This is a genomic window from Lacisediminimonas sp. (assembly GCF_030645335.1).
Taxonomy (GTDB): Bacteria; Pseudomonadota; Gammaproteobacteria; order Burkholderiales; family Burkholderiaceae_D; genus Lacisediminimonas.
Genome location: NZ_JAUSNH010000004.1, coordinates 1 through 19,997 on the forward strand (window position 1 = coordinate 1; position 19,997 = coordinate 19,997).

The 19,997-nt window shown below is 59.5% G+C and carries 18 protein-coding genes; 9 read left to right on the forward strand and 9 right to left on the reverse strand.

Going from position 1 to position 19,997, the window contains the following annotated elements:
• From Q7T64_RS00140 to Q7T64_RS00155, 4 genes are all read right to left on the reverse strand, one after another.
• Window positions 1-737, reverse strand: a 737-nt coding sequence (locus Q7T64_RS00140; protein WP_304789175.1) for a TRAP transporter large permease subunit, incomplete at its 3' end; no start/stop codon positions are given.
• Complete coding sequence (locus Q7T64_RS00145) at window positions 734-1,360, reverse strand: TRAP transporter small permease subunit (RefSeq protein ID WP_304789179.1); 627 nt, start codon at window positions 1,358-1,360, stop codon at window positions 734-736. The genes Q7T64_RS00140 and Q7T64_RS00145, both read right to left, overlap by 4 nt.
• 100 nt (window positions 1,361-1,460) lie before the next feature.
• The gene (locus tag Q7T64_RS00150; protein ID WP_304789182.1) at window positions 1,461-2,603 is read right to left on the reverse strand and encodes a TRAP transporter substrate-binding protein; all 1,143 of its coding nucleotides are present in this window, start codon (window positions 2,601-2,603) and stop codon (window positions 1,461-1,463) included.
• Between the two features lie 278 nt (window positions 2,604-2,881).
• Entirely contained in the window at window positions 2,882-4,738 is a 1,857-nt protein-coding gene (locus Q7T64_RS00155; RefSeq protein WP_304789185.1) for a phosphoenolpyruvate carboxykinase (GTP), read from the reverse strand.
• 444 nt (window positions 4,739-5,182) lie between these two features.
• Between Q7T64_RS00155 and Q7T64_RS00160 the strand changes: the two genes are divergently transcribed.
• Entirely contained in the window at window positions 5,183-6,355 is a 1,173-nt protein-coding gene (locus Q7T64_RS00160; RefSeq protein ID WP_304789188.1) for an MFS transporter, read from the forward strand.
• Window positions 6,356-6,387: 32 nt separating this feature from the next.
• On the opposite strand, the gene Q7T64_RS00165 is transcribed toward Q7T64_RS00160, so the two are convergent.
• A complete protein-coding gene (locus Q7T64_RS00165; protein ID WP_304789191.1) occupies window positions 6,388-7,149 on the reverse strand; it encodes an L-asparaginase in 762 nt (253 codons plus the stop codon).
• Window positions 7,150-7,413: 264 nt separating this feature from the next.
• Between Q7T64_RS00165 and Q7T64_RS00170 the strand changes: the two genes are divergently transcribed.
• Window positions 7,414-7,899 carry an asparaginase domain-containing protein gene (locus Q7T64_RS00170; RefSeq protein ID WP_304789194.1) on the forward strand — a complete coding sequence of 162 codons (486 nt, stop codon included), beginning with the start codon at window positions 7,414-7,416 and terminating at the stop codon, window positions 7,897-7,899.
• Between the two features lie 283 nt (window positions 7,900-8,182).
• Entirely contained in the window at window positions 8,183-9,106 is a 924-nt protein-coding gene (locus Q7T64_RS00175; RefSeq protein WP_304789197.1) for a CAP domain-containing protein, read from the forward strand.
• Between the two features lie 61 nt (window positions 9,107-9,167).
• Here Q7T64_RS00175 and Q7T64_RS00180 read toward each other — a convergent pair whose 3' ends face one another.
• Entirely contained in the window at window positions 9,168-9,686 is a 519-nt protein-coding gene (locus Q7T64_RS00180; protein ID WP_304789201.1) for a phosphatase PAP2 family protein, read from the reverse strand.
• Between Q7T64_RS00180 and Q7T64_RS00185 the strand changes: the two genes are divergently transcribed.
• On the forward strand, window positions 9,661-10,086 hold the full coding sequence (locus Q7T64_RS00185) for a hypothetical protein (protein WP_304789205.1): 426 nt from the start codon (window positions 9,661-9,663) through the stop codon (window positions 10,084-10,086). The genes Q7T64_RS00180 and Q7T64_RS00185 overlap by 26 nt on opposite strands.
• Window positions 10,087-10,179: 93 nt before the next feature.
• Here Q7T64_RS00185 and Q7T64_RS00190 read toward each other — a convergent pair whose 3' ends face one another.
• The 3 genes from Q7T64_RS00190 to Q7T64_RS00200 all read right to left on the reverse strand — a co-directional run bounded on the left by Q7T64_RS00190 (window position 10,180) and on the right by Q7T64_RS00200 (window position 13,415).
• Window positions 10,180-10,383 (reverse strand): hypothetical protein, encoded by a 204-nt coding sequence (locus Q7T64_RS00190; RefSeq protein ID WP_304789208.1) that lies wholly within the window; start codon window positions 10,381-10,383, stop codon window positions 10,180-10,182.
• A gap of 781 nt (window positions 10,384-11,164) precedes the next feature.
• Window positions 11,165-12,613: a 4-hydroxyphenylacetate 3-hydroxylase family protein gene (locus tag Q7T64_RS00195; protein WP_304789211.1), complete on the reverse strand. Its 1,449-nt coding sequence runs from the start codon at window positions 12,611-12,613 to the stop codon at window positions 11,165-11,167.
• 157 nt (window positions 12,614-12,770) lie between these two features.
• Window positions 12,771-13,415, reverse strand: coding sequence for a helix-turn-helix domain-containing protein (locus Q7T64_RS00200; RefSeq protein WP_304789214.1), 645 nt, complete (start codon window positions 13,413-13,415; stop codon window positions 12,771-12,773).
• A gap of 299 nt (window positions 13,416-13,714) precedes the next feature.
• Here Q7T64_RS00200 and Q7T64_RS00205 point away from each other — a divergent pair, with 299 nt between their 5' ends.
• The 5 genes from Q7T64_RS00205 (at window position 13,715) to Q7T64_RS00225 (ending at window position 19,620) form a co-directional block, all read left to right on the forward strand.
• On the forward strand, window positions 13,715-15,784 hold the full coding sequence (locus Q7T64_RS00205) for a hydantoinase/oxoprolinase family protein (RefSeq protein WP_304789216.1): 2,070 nt from the start codon (window positions 13,715-13,717) through the stop codon (window positions 15,782-15,784).
• Window positions 15,785-15,827: 43 nt separating this feature from the next.
• The gene (locus Q7T64_RS00210) at window positions 15,828-17,474 is read left to right on the forward strand and encodes a hydantoinase B/oxoprolinase family protein (RefSeq protein WP_304789221.1); all 1,647 of its coding nucleotides are present in this window, start codon (window positions 15,828-15,830) and stop codon (window positions 17,472-17,474) included.
• Between the two features lie 269 nt (window positions 17,475-17,743).
• Window positions 17,744-18,376, forward strand: a complete 633-nt coding sequence (locus Q7T64_RS00215; RefSeq protein WP_304789224.1) for a hypothetical protein — start codon at window positions 17,744-17,746, stop codon at window positions 18,374-18,376.
• A gap of 1 nt (window position 18,377) precedes the next feature.
• The gene (locus Q7T64_RS00220; RefSeq protein WP_304789227.1) at window positions 18,378-18,770 is read left to right on the forward strand and encodes a hypothetical protein; all 393 of its coding nucleotides are present in this window, start codon (window positions 18,378-18,380) and stop codon (window positions 18,768-18,770) included.
• Window positions 18,754-19,620 carry a hypothetical protein gene (locus tag Q7T64_RS00225; RefSeq protein WP_304789230.1) on the forward strand — a complete coding sequence of 289 codons (867 nt, stop codon included), beginning with the start codon at window positions 18,754-18,756 and terminating at the stop codon, window positions 19,618-19,620. The genes Q7T64_RS00220 and Q7T64_RS00225 overlap by 17 nt, the downstream gene beginning before the upstream one ends.
• The last annotated feature ends 377 nt before the right edge of the window (window positions 19,621-19,997 follow it).

Consider the following 19,997-nt stretch of genomic DNA (forward strand, 5'->3'; position numbering starts at 1 on the left):
ATGGGCAGCGGCGGCGCCCAATGCGGCTTCAGCTTCGCCATAACAATGACATAGCCAATGTACAGACTGGCCAGCATGATGCCGGGGAAGAAGGCGCCGGCGTAAAGCTGCACCACCGAGACGCCGGCCGTTGCGCCATACACGATCAGCAGCACCGAGGGCGGAATCAGGATGCCGAGACAGCCGCCGGCCGTGATCACCCCGGCCGACAGACGAACGTCATAGCCCGACTTGAGCATGGCCGGCAAGGCCAGCAGGCCCATCAGCGTCACCACCGCGCCGACAATTCCGGTGGCCGTGGCAAAAATCGCGCAGGTCACCAGCGTCGCCACGGCGAGCGCGCCGGGAAGACGCGCCAGCGCCAGTTCCAGCGCGCGGAACAACTTGGCGATCAGGTTGGCGCGTTCGACCAGATAGCCCATGAATACGAACAGGGGAATCGAGATCAATACGTCATTGGACATCACCGCATAGGCACGCTGCACCATCAGGTCGAGCGTCTGGTCAATGGCCGTATCCGGCCCCCGGCTGTAATAGGCGAAGAAGGTAAAGATTACGCCCATGCCCATCAGCGTGAACGCCGTCGGGAAACCAAGCATGATGGCCACGACGATCAGGGCCAGCATCAGCAGGCCGAGATGGCCGCTGGTGAGCTGAGAAACCGGCGGCATCAGTATTACCACAGCCAATACGACCATTGCCATGATCGACAGGCCAAACCACGCACCGCGCTTCATTGTTTGCTCCCGCTGTGGCTGGTGAGGTACTGATCGGCCTTCAATATGTCTTCATCCCGCACGTGGACCATCTCCTTGAGTTTCTCGACGTCGACTTCCTCGACGTCTTGTTCGCGCGATGGCCACTCGCCCTGTTTCAGGCAGATGATGCAACGAACGACTTCGACAATTCCCTGCAACAGCAGCATGACGCCGGCAACGGGAATGGCGGTCTTGAATGGATAAATCGGCGGGCCATCGGCCGTGATGCTGGAATGTTCGTTGATGCGCCAGGACTCGCCGGCATAGGTGTAGCCAGCCCAGACCAGAGCGATGATGCCGGGGAAGAAAAACAGCAGGTAAAGCGCAAGGTCGAGCCCGGCCTGCAGTCGCGGCGGGAAAAACCCGTACAACACATCACCACGAACGTGACCATTCTTGGATAGCGTATAAGCGCCGGCCATCATGAACAGCACGCCATATAACATGATCATGACGTCGAATGCCCAGGCGTGCGGCGTGCCCAGCACATAGCGGGAAAACACTTCCCAACAGATCAGCCCGGTCAGCAAGACGATCAGCCATGCGAACAGTTGGCCAACCCAGGTACTGAGCCGATCGATAAAAAGCAAAATCTTTTGCATTGTTTGTTTCCCAGGAATTCGCAGCAGGCACTTTATTTTGCCGCCAGTAAAAAACACCATCCAGCATTGCTGGATGGTGTCTTGTCAGGCGTTGGCGAGATCAGGCCTTTTTCTTGGCGGGTGCTTTTTTGCCGAAGTAATGGTTGTAGGCCATGCGGCGGTTTGCCAGCGTGTCCATCTCCCAGCGCAGTGCACGTTCGGCGAACGCGCGCTGTGATGCGATGATTTCCTTGAACAAAGGATCGCTGGATTTCTTGTCCGTGACCTGATCGTAGATCGTCAGCTGATCCTGCAGGATTGCATCGGGTGTCTTGTAGAACTTGACGCCCTGCTTCGTTTGCATTTCGACATAGTCCTTGGAATAGCGGTCGATTGCTTTCCACGACATGTCGGATGACGCAGCTTCTGCAGCGTTGTCGATGATGGCGCGCAGTTTGGGAGCCAGCGCATCGAACTTGGTCTTGTTGAACATGATCTCGAACTGCTCGGCATTCTGGTGGAAGCTTTGCAGCATGCAGACCTTGGAAACGTCCGGGAAGCCGAGCAGGCGGTCGGAAGTGGCGTTGTTGAATTCAGCCGCATCCAGCAGTCCGCGATCCATTGCCGGGACGATTTCGCCGCCTGGCACTGCATTGACCGCAGCGCCCATGCCCTGGAACACGTCAATCGAAATGCCCACGGTGCGGAACTTCAGGCCTTTCATGTCGGAAGACTTGGTGACTGGCTTCTTGAACCATCCCAGTGGCTGGGTCGGCATTGGGCCGTACACATAGGACTGCACGTTGGCGCCAATGGATTTATAGACCTTTTGCAGCAGTTCCTTGCCGCCGCCATATTTGTGCCAGGCCAGCAGCATGTTGGCATCCATGCCGAATGCCGGACCGGATCCCCACAGTGCCAGCGAGTTTGCCTTGCCGTAGTGGTAAGCCAGCACGCCATGACCGCCATCGAGCGTGCCTTTGGACACCGCTTCGAGCAGGCCGAATGCCGGAACCACGGCGCCGGCAGGCAGCACGTCGATCTTCAGTTCGCCGCCGGTCATGTCATTGACCTTCTTGGCGAAGTCGACCGCATACTCGTGGAAAATATCCTTGCTTGGCCAGGTGCTCTGGAAGCGCATCGAGGTAACCGCCTGGGCGGTCGAAATCATCGGGAAGCTGAGGGCTGCTGCGGTGGCGGTACCTGCTGCGGCGGTACCAATGAACTTGCGGCGCGATGCCGCTGGCTTTACAACTTTGGTCATGCTTGTCTCCTGAGTTTTGTTCGGACTTTGAACGTCCGTTCGCAATGCGTCTAGTTCATCCGCGCCATGTTGAAAATAGGATGAGTTTGGCAAGAATTACCCCAATCACGGCTTTAGTCAAGTTAGGGGAGGGGTTTTTCCGCCCAGACCAAAATGTTTCATCGATGGCGTAAGAATTGTGTAAGGCGCGAAGTCAGTAGCAGGCTGGCCTCGCCGGCGCAGTCGAAAAAAAACGCGGCCCGAAGGCCGCGTTTGGTGAAACAAGCTAGCAGGCAGGATTAGCCGGCGATGCGCTTTTCCAGCCGTTGGCGGGTCGCCTCAAGTTCGGGCGGCAGCTTGTGCTTGAGCTTCTCGAACAGTTCGGTATGCAGCTTGACTTCCGCCTGCCACTCCTGCTTGTCGATCGACGTGATGCGTGCGTAGGCTTGCTCGCTGAAATCCAGGCCTTTCCAGTTCAGGTCGCCATACTGCGGCGTGATCCCGAACGGGTGGTCGGTACCGCCGGCCTTGTTTTCAGCGCGGTCGACGATCCATTTCAGTACGCGCATGTTGTCACCGAAGCCGGGCCAGATGAACTTGCCGTTCTCGTCCGTGCGGAACCAGTTCACGCAGTAGAACTTCGGCAAGGTCGCGCCGGAAGCCTGCATCTTGCGGCCCATGTCCACCCAGTGCTGGAAATATTCGCTCATGTTGTAGCCCGTGAAGGGCAGCATGGCAAATGGATCGCGCCGCACCACGCCTTGGGTGCCGGTGGAGGCTGCCGTGGTTTCCGAGCCCATGGTCGCAGCCATGTAGACGCCTTCGACCCAATCGCGTGCTTCAGTCACCAGCGGCACTGTGGTTGAACGGCGGCCACCGAAAATGAAGGCTGAAATCGGCACACCGTTCGGATTGTCCCAGTCCGGATCGAGGACCGGGTTCTGGGTGGAGGCAACCGTAAAGCGCGAGTTCGGATGCGCTGCCTTGCGGCCGGTCTCCTTGCCGATCTGCGGTGTCCAGTCATTGCCTTGCCAGTCGATCAGGTGCGCTGGCGGCTGGGCGGTCATGCCTTCCCACCAGATATCGCCGTCATCGGTCAGCGCGACGTTGGTGAACACGGTGTCCGCGCGCATGGATGCCATGCAGTTGATATTGGTGTGCTCGTTGGTGCCGGGGGCGACGCCGAAGTAGCCGGCTTCCGGGTTGATCGCGTACAGGCGGCCATCGGCGCCCGGCTTGATCCAGGCAATGTCCTCACCGATGGTCGTGACTTTCCAGCCTTCGAAGCCGGCAGGCGGAACCAGCATCGCGAAATTGGTTTTGCCGCAGGCCGACGGGAAGGCTGCCGCGACATAATGCTTTTTGCCTTGCGGCGATTCAACCGCCAGGATCAGCATGTGCTCGGCCAGCCAGCCCTGGTCGCGCCCCATGATCGAGGCGATGCGCAGCGCGAAGCACTTCTTGCCCAGCAGCGCATTGCCGCCATAGCCGGAACCGTAGGACCAGATCTCGCGCGTCTCGGGATAGTGGACGATATATTTTTCCGGATTGCACGGCCATGTCACATCCTTCTGGCCGGCTGCCAGCGGCGCGCCAACCGTGTGCACGCAGGGAACGAAATAGCCGTCGGAGCCCATCACGTCATAGACGGCGCGTCCCATGCGGGTCATGACGCGCATGCTGATGACGACATAAGCGGAATCGGTCAGCTCAACGCCGATATGCGCGATCGGCGAGCCCAGCGGACCCATCGAGAATGGAATGACGTACATCGTGCGACCGCGCATGGCGCCGTCGAACAGCTTGTTCATGGTGCCGCGCATTTCGGCAGGCGCGACCCAGTTGTTGGTCGGGCCAGCGTCTTCCTGCTTCTCGGAGCAGATAAAGGTGCGGTCTTCCACACGCGCGACGTCGCCCGGATCGGACAGGGCGAGATAACTGTTTGGCCGCTTTTCGCTATTGAGCCGCTTCATCGTGCCGGCATCAACCAGCTCCTGGCACAGGCGGTCATACTCTTCCACCGAGCCGTCGCACCAGTAGATGCGGTCCGGCTTGGTCAATGCGGCAACTTGGGCGACCCAGTCCACCAATTTCTGGTTGCGGACATAGGACGGGGCGTTGATGGCGGCTACACCACCCATCACTGGTTGATTCATGAAGCGTCTCCTGTACCTGAAATGAAAAAATCCGTGCGTCCAGTCGCGTGCATCGCAGGGGGAGTGCGTGCACTGGCCGGCACCTGGCAATTTGCCGGTGCTCTATTGACGAAGAGTGGCGGGATTTTACACCGGCGCATACCGCCTTCCCAATGCCACAGGTCAAATCTGTAGTAAAAAGTAGCTGACAAAAGTAGTATATTTCTCGCTGCGATGCAGCAATTTCGCCGACGTCCGGCAGGACGGATTGCCCGTGTTTGACAGTATTTGACCGATCCAGCGATCATTGGTCGTTATCAGCATTCATTTTGCATCTATCTCTCGCGACCCTAATCAAGCCTCCACCATCACCCCATGAAGACCGGGTGAATCCGTGAACGCTGCCGCAGGCAGTCGCTGCCGTCATTGCGTACACTGGCGGTCCTTACCCGATACCCGTCACAGATGAGAACGAAACTCTGGTCCCTCACCCTTGGCAATTTCGCCATCGGCACGGGCGCAATGATCGTGCCTGGCATGTTGAATGAACTTACCGCTGACTTGCAGGTGACGCCGGCGGCCATCGGCGTGCTCATTTTTGCGTTCGCCATGACGATTTGCTTCGGCGGTCCGGTCCTGGCCGGCCTCACCAGCAGGATTGAGCGGCGCACGCTGCTCACCTGTTGCCTGGGCATCTGCGCATTCATGCACGTAATGGCGGCCCTGGTTCCCGGCTATACCAGCCTGCTGGTGGTGCGCATACTGACGGCCGTCGGGGCCGCGTTGTTCACGTCGCAGGCCGCGGCGACCGCCAGCCTGCTGGTGCCGGTGGGCGAGCGCGGTCGCGCCATTGCGCTGGTGTTCCTCGGCTGGTCGATCGCTGCCGTCGTGGGCTTGCCGCTGGGTTCCTGGCTGGGCGCCCATCTTGGCTGGCGCATGACGATTGCGCTGGTTGGCCTGGTGTCGGGCTTGCTCGCGACCTGGGTCTGGATCCAGGTGCCGCGCGGGCTGTACGTGTCGCCCATGAATCGCCAGGCCTGGGCGACCCTGTTGCGCAACAAGCCCTTGTTGATCGCCGTTGGCGTCACGGCGGTCGCCGCGGCGGGTCAGTTCACGGTGCTTTCCTACCTGGCGCTGTTATTGAAAACATATATTGGCGCCACGCCGACCGTGATCAGCCTGATGTTTGCGTGCTTTGGCGTAGCGGGTGTGACCGGCAACCTGATCGGCATGCGGTTCATCGACCGCATCGGCGCGGATCGCGTGGCAATGGCTTCGATGGGATGCATGGCCCTGGCGCTGGGACTGTGGCCGTTCTCAACCGGCTCGACGCTGGTGACGGCGCTGCTGATCGGCATATGGGGCTTGGGCTGCTTCTCGGTCACCGGCGCCCAACAAGCGCGGCTGGTTGGCCTGGCGCCGAACTTGGCCACGGCATCGGTTGCGCTGAACTCCTCGGCCTTGTACCTGGGCCAGGCCTTCGGTGCATTGACGGGCGGCGCACTGATCGCGGCCAGGGCGACCGACTGGCTGGCGACCACCGGCATGTTGTTGATGCTGGCGGCGATGGGCTTGTCCCACTTTGCCCTGACGCGCGCCCGGCGGGCGACGGTCGACGTTACCATTGCCCGATCCTGAATAAAGCGCCAGGGCGGCGCAGTGGGCAAGGTTCAGCGATCGGAATCCGTGGAAAGGTCAAACGACCGTATCGACCGTACCACCACCACATCGCGCTGTGCGCTGCTGCGCCACAGTCCTGCCCAGCCCGGCGGCCACGGCAGTGACGGACCTTTGTATTCGGGCACGCCCCGGCGCACGGGAATCACCGGAAGCGATGCCGGCAGCGGCCCGTCGCGATGGTCCCAGCCCAGCGAATAGGCGTAATCCGGCAGCAGCGCATCACAGACGGTTTCGAACCATGCCGCGTGATCCTCGTCGCGTCCGAGGGCGTAGGCCAGCCCCTGCGGATCGAACCGGGCCAAGGCGGACGCCAGGTCCGTCGTGGTCGCGCCAGGCAGGTCGCCCCATCCCATTGTCGGGTTCAGGTTGTATTCGGCGCCGGAACCGTACCAGCCTTCGCGCCAGGCGCGCTGCATCCAGTTGCGCGGGCCCGTGAAAAGGTGCCAGCGCCAATGCAGGCCCGAAGGTTTCGGCCAGCTGTAAAGGTAGAGCCGCTGGTAACCGGCCCGGTGCAGTTCACGCACCATCGCCATCAGCCGCGCATGCGGCATGCGGTCGGGCCGGGCATGGCTGAACAGAATCGGTTCGCCGTCGGCGTGCTGGACCTGGTCGGCGCACAGGTTCAGGTCGAGCGTGCGCCCCTCGCTTCCGAAGCGCGCAGAAATCCACCCGGTCAGCAAGTTGACGGACGTGATCACCCCATAGCCGCGGTAGCGATGGAAAATGACAGTGCCGGGTGCAACAGGTTTCATCAGGCGATTCCAGGGAACAGGAAAGCAAGTGTAGCGAACAATGTGCGCATTGCGCTCAACTTCGCTTAAAAACCGGGCCGGCGCAAGGTCCAGCATGCAGCGGCCCGATGACGACAGCGTTGGAGTGCGTCGGATCGCTTAAATTCCGGCGCCTGCAAAAAAAGTGTGCAGTCCGCCGACAGCGTTTGCCGCAGCGCCGGGCGCATCGGACAATGTGGACATAAGCGCTTACAATTCCTCTGACTCCCCATCTTGTTGACAACAATGACCCTGCTTGTTCTGGCTACCGGCGGCACCTTTGACAAACGCTACGATGAAATCAATGGTGTGCTCGGTTTCGGCGAGAGCCACCTGCCGCAGATCCTGCAACGCTGCCGGATCACGCTTGCTCATCGCCTGCAGGTACTGACCTTGATGGACTCGCTCGACATGGGCGACCAGGATCGCTGCAAGGTCGCCGATGCCTGCGCCCAGGCGCATGAAAATGCGGTGGTCATCATCCACGGTACCGACACCATGCAGCGCACGGCAGAAGTACTGGCCGGGCGAAAAATGAACAAGACCCTTGTCCTCACCGGCGCCATGATTCCCTGCGATATCGAGGGATCCGATGCCCTGTTCAACCTGGGCTATGCGGTCGCAGCGGCCCGGCATCTGCCGCCCGGCGTGTACGTGGCAATGAACGGCCAGGCATTTCCCTGGAACGAGGTTGTCAAGAACCGCGCTGCAGGCCGCTTCGAGCGGCGCTAGCCAGGCACAGCACGACTGCCCGACGACGCGATTGCAAGCGTCCCCGGCATGGCGCTTGCCGGTAAAAGAACACATCCCGACTGCGCGGTTCATCACCCGCGCGCACTTTCAATGATTGGCCTCATCCTGGTCACCCCTTTCGCTTGTGCTGGATCGACGCACTTGGCGACAAGAAAAAATAACCTGAACGAAACGTCCTGCCGCTTATCCAACTGCGGTGTACATCTTCGCTACCAGGCACAAGAAGCCCATGACCAGGCAATCAGCTTTTCCGAACGCGGGGATGATCGCGAGCTTGCTTGCCGCAGCCATCCTCCGTGCCTGTGGCGGCGGCGCGGAGGAACCTGTCCAGTCCGCCAGCCAATCCGGTAGCTCGCTCAATCTCGCATTCGAACCGAACGCGCCGGCCGCCGCCGACAACACGGCAACGGATGGATTCAACTGGTTCAACTACCGTCGCCAGCAAATCGGGCTGGCCGCGCTTGCACGCAGCCCGGCGCTCGATCAGGCAGCCCAGGGGCACGCGGATTACCAAAAAATCAACGGCGTCATTTCACACGAACAAACCCCTGGTGCGCCGGGTTATACAGGAGCAGAACTTGGTGAGCGGATTACCGCCGCCGGTTATACGTTCACCTCGAATCGATATGCCTATGGCGAAGTGATTTCGGCAACGGGCAGCCAATCCGGGTTTGCTGCGGCAGAGGACCTGATCACGGCGATCTATCACCGGTTTGTCATTTTCGAGCCGACTTTTTTCCAGGCCGGCAGCGGGTCGGCGAGCGTGTCGGGTGGCTATACCTATTTCACGACCAACTTCACCGCAGATGGTTTGGGCAATGGACTTGGAGCCGGCGCTTTCATCACCTATCCGCATGCGTCCCAGCAAAACATGCCGACCACATTCATGAGCGACCGCGAGATACCTGATCCGGTGGCTGACCGCAATGCAGTGGGCTTTCCGATCAGCGTTCATGCCGATATCACGGCCACCGTCCTGGTACAGGAATTCAGTGTTCGCCCGAGAGGCGGAGCACCGCTTGATGTAAAGCTGCTCATGAGGGCCAATGATGCCGATACGCCGTCATCGGGCGCTGCCATCGTGCCACTCGATCCGCTGGCGGCCGGCACCGAATACGAAGTGCGGTTCAGCGGGACCATCAATGATGTTCCGGTACTGAGGACATGGAGCTTTTCTACGCGGTGACGCGGGCGGCAGCGTATTGGCGCAGGTCCGTACCGGTATTCTTGCGCCCTGCAAGCTTGAGTCAATGCATCGTCATGTCGGTCGATTGCCGCTGCCGCAAGTTGGCCGGCGCGCGCGCCAGTTTGCCATCGGGCTTGCGAACATACGGACGGTCGTTGCCTGAGAGGTACAGCGCCACGGTCGTCACCCATGCACCGGTCGGTGCCGGTTCGGCATAGGCGCTTGGCACCAGCGCAAGCAAGCTCAGCCCGACCACCCAGCGCGGCAAGTGCAGTCCGGGCTGGCTTTGCGAGCGCCAGATGAAGGCCACCGCCACCAGCATCCCCAACGCTGTTCCGGCAATTACTTCAGAGACGGAGTGGTAGTGCAGGATGAGCCGTGACAGGCCTATCAGACCGGCCGCTGCGACGCCGAATGCGACACCGCACGCGCATAGTCGTCGCCCGGCCTGTTGCAGCAGCAGGTACGCCACCACCGGCAATACGGCGGCGGCCCGCATCGCGTGGCCACTGATGCCGGTGAAGTCGAGTCCGGGAATGCCGACACCCCAGCCGATGAAGGCAATTTTGCTTGCCAGCACCAGCATGATGGCGCCACCAAATAACAGCAACCACGATACGGCGCTGCGCCACGCTCCGGCCGAAACCAGCCACACGACAATGGCTGCAGCAACTGGCATCGTGATGATGCTGTCGCCCAAAAAGGTAATGAGCTGCCAGGCAATCATGGAGGAAGTGAAAAATCGTCAGATGGAAGGACGCCGCAATACGGTCGATTGGGCAGGCGTGGCTGCAGTGCAGCGGCTGCGTTCATTACAACGTATTTCGGCTGGCCTGCCGTTGAGATTGTGCAAACCGGTTCAGGTGCCGGTAGCCGGTAGATGTGTAGTCAGTTCGATTTGTGAGCGGCATCCGGTCTTGTGCGGCGTTCACTCCATCGGCGCGACGGCCCGATTGCCACGCGTGAGCGTGATGAACTGACATGAAAAAAGCCCGCGAAGCAGCGGGCTTTTGAACGAGTGAGTCCCGAACGCCGGCGACCCCGGCATCGGTTTACTCCCTGTTGATTCAGGCTTACAGTTTGGCAGCGATCGAGCGGATTTGAGCCATCTGACGGTTTGAAACCGATCCGAATTCACCGACGATATGTGCCATTTCCAGCGATTTGGAGATCAGGCTCCAGAGCGATGGACTTGCAGATTTTGCCGGACGCGAAGCAAGGCTGCGGGTAGCAGCGACGCTGTTGAAATGCCTGCTGGTAGCGGTCATTGCGGTCATGGTATTCCCCAAAAAATTTGAAACTGTGAATTGATGCGATGGAGTGAATATAGTCATTGCTACCCGATACTGCCAATTTCGGTTGGCAATAACAGTTATAAGCGGGGGAGTACGCAATCCTGGTTCGTGCCCCGTAAGTGGAAGCCACACTATCGGCGACGAGGATTCATGCGCAGACTGTAATTTCCTGAAAAGGAATGGAAGTGACCAGCTTCAAGCCCGCCGCAAGCGGGCTTTTTTTATGATGAGTCGTAAATGGATTGAGGCGTGACTGAGCGTGACCGATTGCGTTCGAAAAGCCGGTACTGTGGCGAATTTGCGAACTTTTGCTGCAAATCAAACCTTGGCTGCCTAGGACTTTTCCTACAGGAAAATCGCCCCTAATATTCTCCTCAGGCAAGCACGAAAAATTCAATCAACCAACTTGGAGCGTAATAATGAAAGTCGAAAGTCCCCTGTCAAATGCCGGCGCAATCAGTGTGAACGGTCATAGGGAGCTGGATGCTTTATTGGTAGCCGCCGATGACCAGACGCGGGCGGTTGTGGAAGGCGGATTCTCGCGCCTGCAAACCGAAGGCCTGGCGTCGGCAGCCAGCTTTCTTTCCGCCAACTTGAGCAGGATGCGCATGGCTTCCCGAGCCCAATTGCATTCCCGACGTGGCGATCAGGTCGCCTTGCCCGAGCTAGCCTCGGTTGCCTGATAGTGGCTGGTTGGCACACCAAGCTCGTTGCCATGGGTCAAGCGCTGGCTTGACCCGGTTCGCAATATTTGGCCTGGTTGTCAGTCGTCACGTTCAAGAATGTCGTCCACGATCTTGTGGAATTTTTCCCATGGCGCGACTTTGAAGTTCAGGTTGCGGACTACGAAATGCGCGCCAAGGTAAGCCTTTTCATAAGAAAGGTGACGCGATGCAAACTCCGAGCCGGTGATGTCCCACGCCAGTCGGAACAGCTTCATCCGCGCGACGGCGTCGAGTTGTGGCGTGTACCAGTAGGTTTCGAAGGTTTCCCTGAGTTTTGGATCGTCCAGCACGGAGTTATCCGCTGGTAGCTGATAGACGCCGCCGCCGCACAATTCGCGGATGATGTCGATCATTGGCGAGTAGTGTTCATAGCACCAGTTGGACACTGCATAAACGCCACGACGGTTGTAGCCCTTGAATGTGCCACCAGGCCCCCAGTCCTCGTAGTTCTCGATCTGGCCCATCACCATGCTGCCGATCGATGCTTCCAGCGCGGCCAGCCTGCCCAGGGTGTCCTGCACGGCCGGGATCTTGTCCGCGCCCGTGGCCTGGGTAATGCGGCTGGCCAGTCCGACCAGGAAGCCGACCTTTGCCCAGAAGCGAACGCCGGACTGATGGTTGCTGAAGGAATGGCCGGGCGTGCGCACATAAATGTCTTTGGCCAGCTCTGCATTCTGGTGCACGAAAACTTTTTCCCACGGCACCTTCACCTCTTCGCACAGCACCATGCTGTCGGTCTCGTCATAGCGCCATGACAGCGGTGCTTCGCTGGGGTGCGTCACTGCCGTGGCGATCGGCCGCCGCGACCACAGCGACAAGCCCTTCACGTTGACCGGGACTGCGCAAGTGATCGACTCCGCCAGTTGATCCTTGGCCAGCGGCAGGATATTGCCGATCCATATCTCGTTGGCCAGCACGGCGCCGGTGGCCAGCATTTTCATGCCGGTAATGACTACGCCGTCGTCGTCCTCGCGCACCACCCGCAGGCTGGGCACGGGCCGGTTTTCGCGCTGGAACAGTTCCGGGTTGCGCATTGCCTGCGGCGGCAGCACGGCATAGCTGGCATACAGGTCGTTCTTGCGCAGGTAGTCGTAATAATTCAGCAGGTTCTGGCCGAAGCCCTTGCGGCCTTCATCGAAAATTTCCGGATGTGCCGTCATGCCGGTGATATAGCTGGGCACATGGTCGGGAGAGCGCCCGAACATGCCCAGTGTCGCTTCCGCGATCCGCAGGTGCGCCATGGTGCGGGCTTTCAGGTCCTCACGTGTCTTGGGGCGCAGGTAGTACATCGCATAGCGCTCACCCTCCTCTTCGTACCAGAGGTCGGTGCGGGTGGGATCGGCCTTCATGTCAAACAGATGGGCGACGGTTTTCGCTGCTTCGCGGAACGCAGGGTGGGTGGTAACGTCTTCTACTCGCTCGTTGCCGATATAGACGACCCGTCCATCGCGGAGCGACTCCAGGTGCTGTGCGCCGGTGCGAAGCATGAAATTTCCTTCCATTGTCCCGGTCGCGCCACTCGCCACCAGCTCTTCGAAATTAGTTTTAACCACGGGTGAAATTAAGTCAAGTAAATTTCACTGTGGATGAATGGCGGTGCGGATGTGGGCGCCGCTGCCTGGATTGGAACCGCGCCGGCAGCGCTCAGGACGGCTGTTGGGCTTGCCGGTTGACGATCCAGACGAACCGGGTTTCATTCGGGCTGGCATTGGCGAACCGATGCGGGGTGGTGCTCGGGAAGCGAAAGCTGTCGCCCGCCTGCAGCAGATGAGTCAGCGGCCCGATCGACAATTGCAGCTTGCCTTCGATCACCAGGCCGGCCTTTTCGCCGCCGTGGCTGTACAAATCGTTGCCGGAACTGCCGCCCGGCTCCAACAGTATTTCGTAGATTTCAATGCCGCCAGGCGTCTCCGGACTGAGTAACTCCTGTACCGCGCCGGCTGTCCCGATCTTGAGCTGGCGGCGTTGCGCACGGCGCACGATATGCTCGGCTTCCGCATGCTGGGAGCCGGCGAAAAACCACGACACGGGCACATCCAGCGCATTGGCCAGCAGGCGGATCGAGCGCAGCGATGGCGTCGATAGGCCGCGCTCGATCTGGCTCACCATGCCAACCGACAATCCGACCTTGTCTGCCAATTGCTGGATCGACAGATGCCGGTTCTTGCGCATGGTGCGCAGCCGCGCGCCATCCCAGTCCGAGTCCGATGCCGCAACCAGGGGTTGCGCTTCCCCTGTCGGCGCTGCAGCAAGTACGCCAGCCTTGTCAGCCTTCTTTGAAGCAGTCACGCATTCGCCTTTCCAAAAGCACCGATAAAGAACTTGACAGCTATATTAGCCCAAGTGAAAATCAATAAGCAAATTTTCACCACAGTTAAAAGCGAGTGTCTCCCGATAGTGTCGCCGGTCTTTGACAGGGAACAGTAATTGGCGGGAATTTGCCGGGCGCCCAAGGGCGGTACGATGCCAGCGGCACTGTCTTCAGAGTGAAAAGTACAACACGGATTTTCACGTCCTTCAAGCGATTCCTCCCATCCAATGGAAGATTGTCGCCTTCGCGAAGGGGTAAGCTGACTTAAGGAAGGCAAATGAACGAAGACACGGGCTACGCAATCGGTGTCGATATCGGTGGCACTTTTACCGACGTCGTATGCCTGGATGCTGACAACCGGCTGAGGCTGGTCAAGATACCGACCACGCGCGGCAATCCCAGCGAGGGCGTCGCCACCGCATTGCGCTACATGCAAAAGCAATGGGGCCTGGATCCGGCCAAAGTGCAGCGCTTCATCCACGGCACGACCGTGGCGACCAACGCCATACTCGAAAAACGGGGGGGCAAGGTCGGTTTGCTGATGACGTCGGGCTTTCGCGATGTGCTGGAAATCGGCCGCCAGAGCAGGCGTGCAATGTACGACGTCAAGCTGCGGCCGCAAACGCCGGTGTTCCTCGCGCCCCGGGCGTTTCGCAAGGAAGTCGACGAGCGGGTATCCGCCACAGGCGAGGTGGTGCGTCCATTGAATGAAGCCGACGTGATCCGCGTGGTGGACGAACTCGTCGCTGCTGGCGCTGACACGATCGCCGTCTGCTATCTGTTTTCTTTCCTGCATCCCGCGCATGAGCAGCGCACCGCCGAAATCATCCGGCAGCGACATCCGCAGTTGATGATCTCGCTTTCGAGCGACGTCGACCCGACCTTTCGCGAATACGAACGCACTTGCGTCACGGCGTTCGATGCCTACGTCAAGCCCGTGCTCAACCGCTACCTGCACGACATGGAGCAGAACCTGCGCGCCGGCGGCGTGCCTGCGCCGCTGCAGGTGATGCAGTCGCGCGGCGGACTGGCGTCGGCGCAGGTCGCGCGCCAGCGCCCGGTGCGGCTGTTCCTGTCCGGGCCGGCGGCCGGTGTGGTCGGCGCGCAGATGAGCGCCGGCAGCGCCGGCGTGGACGACCTGATCACGGTCGACATTGGCGGAACCAGTTGCGATATCGCGCTGATCAGTCGCGGCAAAAGCATGATCCGCAGCGAAGGCGATATCGATGGTTACCCGGTGCGGGTGCCGATGGTGGACGTCAATGCGATTGGTGCAGGCGGCGGTAGCATCGCCTGGATCGACCGTGGCGGCGGCTTGCGCATGGGCCCCCATTCGGCAGGGTCTGAGCCCGGTCCGGCCTGCTATGGCCGCGGCGGGGGCGACGCCACCGTCACCGATGCCTCGGTCGTACTCGGTTATCTCGACCCCGGCTATTTCGCCGGCGGCCTCTTGGACCTGAAACCCGAACTCGCTGTGCAAACCATCAAGTCGATGGTTGCCGATCCGCTCGGGATGTCGATAGAGGATGCCGCACTGGGCATCCACAAGGTGATCAACGCGCAGATGGCCGAGGCGATCCGCCTGACCACCATCAAGCGCGGCTTCGACCCGCGCAAGTTCAGCATCGTGCCGCTCGGCGGTGGCGGCGCATTGCACGCGGTGGCGCTGGCAGACGAACTGGCCATTAACCAGGTGGTCATCCCGGTCTATCCCGGCGTGCTGTCGGCGATCGGCTTGCTTGGCGCGCCGATCGAGCATGAGGCAACCGCCTCCTTCTCGCGCGCCACCAGCAAGCTCGATGTGGACGAAGTCCGGCGCGCGCTGGACAAGCTCGATGTCACCTGCAGCAAGCTGATGGCCACCGAGAACGTGACTGCGGCCAGCGTTGAGGTCTCCTACCATGCCGACCTGTGCTACATCGGACAGTCCTATCATCTCGAAGTCCCGTTTGCGCCCGATGGCGGCGATGACCTCGGCTTGCGCCTGCATGAGTCCTTTCGCAAGGAACATGACAAGGTCTACGGCCATGGCGCCGACGCGCCGACCACGATCGTCAATGTCCGTGCGGTGCACCGGTCGGCCCACCAACGATCGCTGGCGTCGCTGGATTACCAGCCCAACGGCAATGATCCGGTCAAGGGCAAGCGGCAAATTCGGCTGTACAGTGGCGTGCACCAGGCCGTGGTCTATGACAGGCTGGCGCTGGCTACCGGTGCGACCATTGATGCCGGTCCGGCAATCTTCGAGCAAGCCGACACCACCGCGCTGATGCCGCCGGGATGGCGCGCAAAAGTCGACGCATCCGGCACCCTGATCCTGAACCGGATTGCATCAGACGCAACATGACGATCCGCAAGCGAACGATGCACCAGACTAGCAAGGGCGAATCATGAACAACGATCTCACTGAAATCGATCCGATCACGCTGGAGGTGGTTCGAAACAAACTGGTCAGCGTTGCCGATGAGATGCAACTGACCTTGTTGCGCAGCTCGTTCTCGCCGATCGTCAAGGAAGGGCTGGACGCATCGGCCAGCCTGTTCACGACCAGCGGCGAAACCCTGTCGCAGTCATGCTCGATCCCTATCCATCTGGCCACGCTGATTCCGGCTGTTGCCGCGATGCTGCGCAAATATCCGCTTAGCGACATGCACGACGGCGACGCATTCATCCTGAACGACCCCTACACCGGCGGCACGCACTTGCCGGACATCGCGGTAATGATGCCGATTTTTCATCAGGGTCGCCCTGTAGCGCTGAGTGCCGCCATGACGCACCACGGCGACGTTGGCGGCATGACGCCGGGGTCGCTGCCCACCAATGCGACCGAGATATTCCAGGAAGGATTGCGCATTCCGCCGCTGCGCCTGATGAGTGGCGGCATCTATAACGAGACCTTCATCGCGCTGGCGCGGCAGAACGTGCGCCTGCCCGACGCCTTCATGGGCGACCTGAATGCCCAGGTTGCGGCGTGCACGGTCGGTGTGCGGCGTGTGCGCGAACTGTGCGATCAATACGGCGCACAGAGCCTGACCGGTATCTTTGCCACGCTGCTTGATCGTTCCGAGCAAATGACGCGCAGCGTCTTGCGCACCATTCCCGAGGGAACCTACGAGTATGTCGACTACCTCGATAATGACGGCATCGAGCTCGACAAGCCCGTCATCATCAAGGTTGCGGTGACGGTCAGGGACGGCTGGTTCGACGTCGACTTCAGCGGCACCAGCCCGCAAGTCAAAGGCCCGTTCAATTGTGTCGAGTCTGGCGTCCAGGCCGCGGCCTACTTCGCCGTGCGGGCATTGACGGACCCGTCGATACCGACCAATGCCGGTTGCTTTCGCCCGGTCCGCTTCAACTTGCCGGCCGGTTCGCTGGTCAATCCGGTCGAACCGGCGCCAGTCAATGCGCGCACTTCCACCATCAAGCGCATTACCGGCTCGATCATTGGTGCGCTGGCAGGCGTGCTACCCGAGCGCGTGCCGGCATCCTCCGCCGGCGAGATGCTGGTGGTCGCATTCGGCGGGCTCAACCGCGAAGGCAAACGCTTCATCTCCGGTGAACTGATCGCCGGCGGCAGTGGCGCCTGCAATGAAGGTGATGGCGTGGACGTGATCGAGACCGACGCCACCAACTGCATGAACCTGCCGGTGGAAGCGCTGGAAATGGAAGCGCCAATCCGGGTCCTGCGTTCCATGCTGGTGCCCGATTCAGGCGGCCAGGGCCAATACCGCGGCGGCCTCGGGCTGGCCCGCGAATATGAAATCCTGGAAGGCGAAGTGTCGCTGACTTATCGTGGTGAACGGCACAGTTCATCGGCGCGTGGCCTGGCTGGCGGCGGGGATGGTGGGCGTGCGGCGGGAACGATTACCAAAGCCAACGGCGACACCGTAGAGATACCGTCAAAAATCGTGACCAAGCTCAACAAGGGCGACCGATTGCTGGTTCGGACCGCCGGGGGCGGTGGTTGGGGGGCGTCGACGGATCGGGATGATGCGGCCAGGTTGGGTGATCTGGCGGGCGGCAAGGTGCTGGGGTAGCCAGGGGAACTAGAAGAACTGAAGCTGCGAGCCGGGCGGTGCTCTCAGTTACTGGGTCTCCCGGCCGTCGAACCTTCTGCATCTGACCTTGGGAGCAATTGAATTGTTTAGCACTATAAAACGATAGCCGCCAATCAAGCTTGAGCCGCGATTTGTCCAGCTGACATCGAGAGCCTTTTGTTCCTGTACTCAGCGGCATTCTCCCATCGGTGATCCTTGACAGGTCACAATTATGATATTGTTGCAGGCATTTCACCAAGGCCTGATCCATGAAATTTGTGCGGGAAAGTTCGACCCTGGTTATCGCTGGTAGTTGGAACCCCGCGATCCTCAAGCCGACTTGGGTTGCTCAGGTGGCGATGAATCCCCCATTAGCGGATCCGTTCAACGTTCGCGTAGAACTGGCGATGTTCCCATCTTCGGGTGTGCAGCGATTCTCCTTCCATGGAGTCTCGTACTCAGTGAGCCCACAATACTTGGTTTTCTTCCTAGAGGACGCCGCTGCTTGGCCGGCGACTGCTCCTGTTGCACGCCGAATCCTCGGCACACTGCAGCACACTCCTATTACCGGTCTTGGCTTCAATTTTGAATACCAGGTCGAGGCGCTCCATCCTTCATTCCTCGAACGTTTTCCTGTCGTCGCGTCTCTCGACGAACTTCTAGGCGCAGACGATGCAGTCGTCTCTAGGACATGGGGGAATAAGATTCAGCACGGAACGGCGCTCATTTCGTTCACGTGCGACCTTGAAGGGCAAGTCGGGAAGATTTTAATCAATTATCACGAACCCATTGCCGCAGCAGACAATGCTGCTGCATTTCTAACCGAAGAGGTTTATGCCGAGGTGAAAACTTTGGCGGATAGGCTCGCGCAGCATCTATCAGAAGAAAACTTAGGAGAATGATGTGAGCAATCGATTAACCGACGCCGACCATGAGACTGAACATGGGAATCGCACGTTGTTCCGCGCTCAAAGTTTTAGGGTGGTTTCTCCCGGGATCGAGATTGGTCCGGGAGAAAACAATAGGGTTGTCTACGAAATCGGCGCGGCGGCGGCGGACGACGCTGCGGCATGGGTCGTGTTCCATCCCGTTTTTGCATCTTCGATTTCTAGGAAGCCCGGAGTTTTGGTCTCGCTGAAATCTAACCAAGACGTTCTGGCATTCTATGTAAATCCGACTGCCGTTGCGAAGGACGAGCAGACGCGGCAGCTTAATAAAACCCGGACGATTGGGTATTCGCCTGCTGCAACTTCTACGGAACTGCCGTCTCGCTTCAAGCATGCATTGGACGTATAAAGACGCCACTGAAGGAATCCAGAACCTTGAGCAAGGCGACTTGCTTGAGAAGACAAGTGATCTCTCGGCGATTCTTGATCTTTACCATCCCTACTATTCCAAGCATCCGGAAAATACTCATTTTCTGGTTTTAACCCAGTCTTGTGATCTGGTCAGGAGAGGCATCGGCTCCTGCAAATCGCGATATTTGTCGATGGCCCCCGTCAGAAGTCTTGAGGCGGTGCTTTCCCGGGAGTTCGATGGGAAACTTCGTCATGTCGACAGCCAGTTGTACGCATCCACAAAATCAAAGCAGTTGATGCAGCAGTTCCTCGCGAGGCTATTCAACAACAACGAGCCCTCGTTTTATTACCTAGAGTCCCACCCCACCGCCGGTTTGGCGGTCCCGTCCTGTGCGCTTCTCTCGCTACCTATCGCGATCAAATCGGAGCATTACGAGACGTGCCTCGACGCGCGACGAACTTCGACGGAAGATTCTTTTCAGGCAAAATTGGGATGGCTCGTCGGCCAGTTGTACTCCCGGGTTGGCACAAAGGACTGGCCTGAGGCGGAAATGGCGGCCAAGGTAGAACGAGCGATTGATTCAGCAGTCCTTTGGCTTCCCGAGTCCGAGCTTGCTCAATTGGAGAAGATGATCGGCGAGGAACGTGCCAAGGACGCAGGAACCGTATTCGACGTAACAAAGCTTCGGAAAATGGTGGCGAGCATTCCACAGAAAAAGGCAGCCGCTATAGGACGGATCATGGAACTCGGAATTCAAGTGAAGTTGATTCCCGACAAGAGCCCCGAACGATTTGCCTTTAGGCGAGAGTTGGAAAACGATGCAATTTTCGGCTCGTTTTTCAAATAGCGGGCAGGTACTTCCGGCTGCTATCCGCTCGTAGATGGTTGTGCGGGGTAGTCCTGTCCTGTGCACATTTGCTGGCCGAAATTGATCAGCAGGGTGTAACCGTCCCAGCTCCCACTACAGCCACTGGCCCAGACTCGTGATTAAATCCGTCTTGCATTCCCAAGGCTAAGACGATCCCCATGCCCATGCCGCCAAACTTGGCGCGCCATTTATAAAATGTGGCTGTGCTGATCACGGTAAGCGCCCGGCCATCCCATCTTGACGGGAAGCCCAGCTTTCAAGATGTTGTTGTGAAGAGACTTACCGAGCTGGCGCCCAGCAATGCGGCAACAACTCGTCGATACGGCTGGCCGGCTGGGTCGGCAGACGCTCAAGGA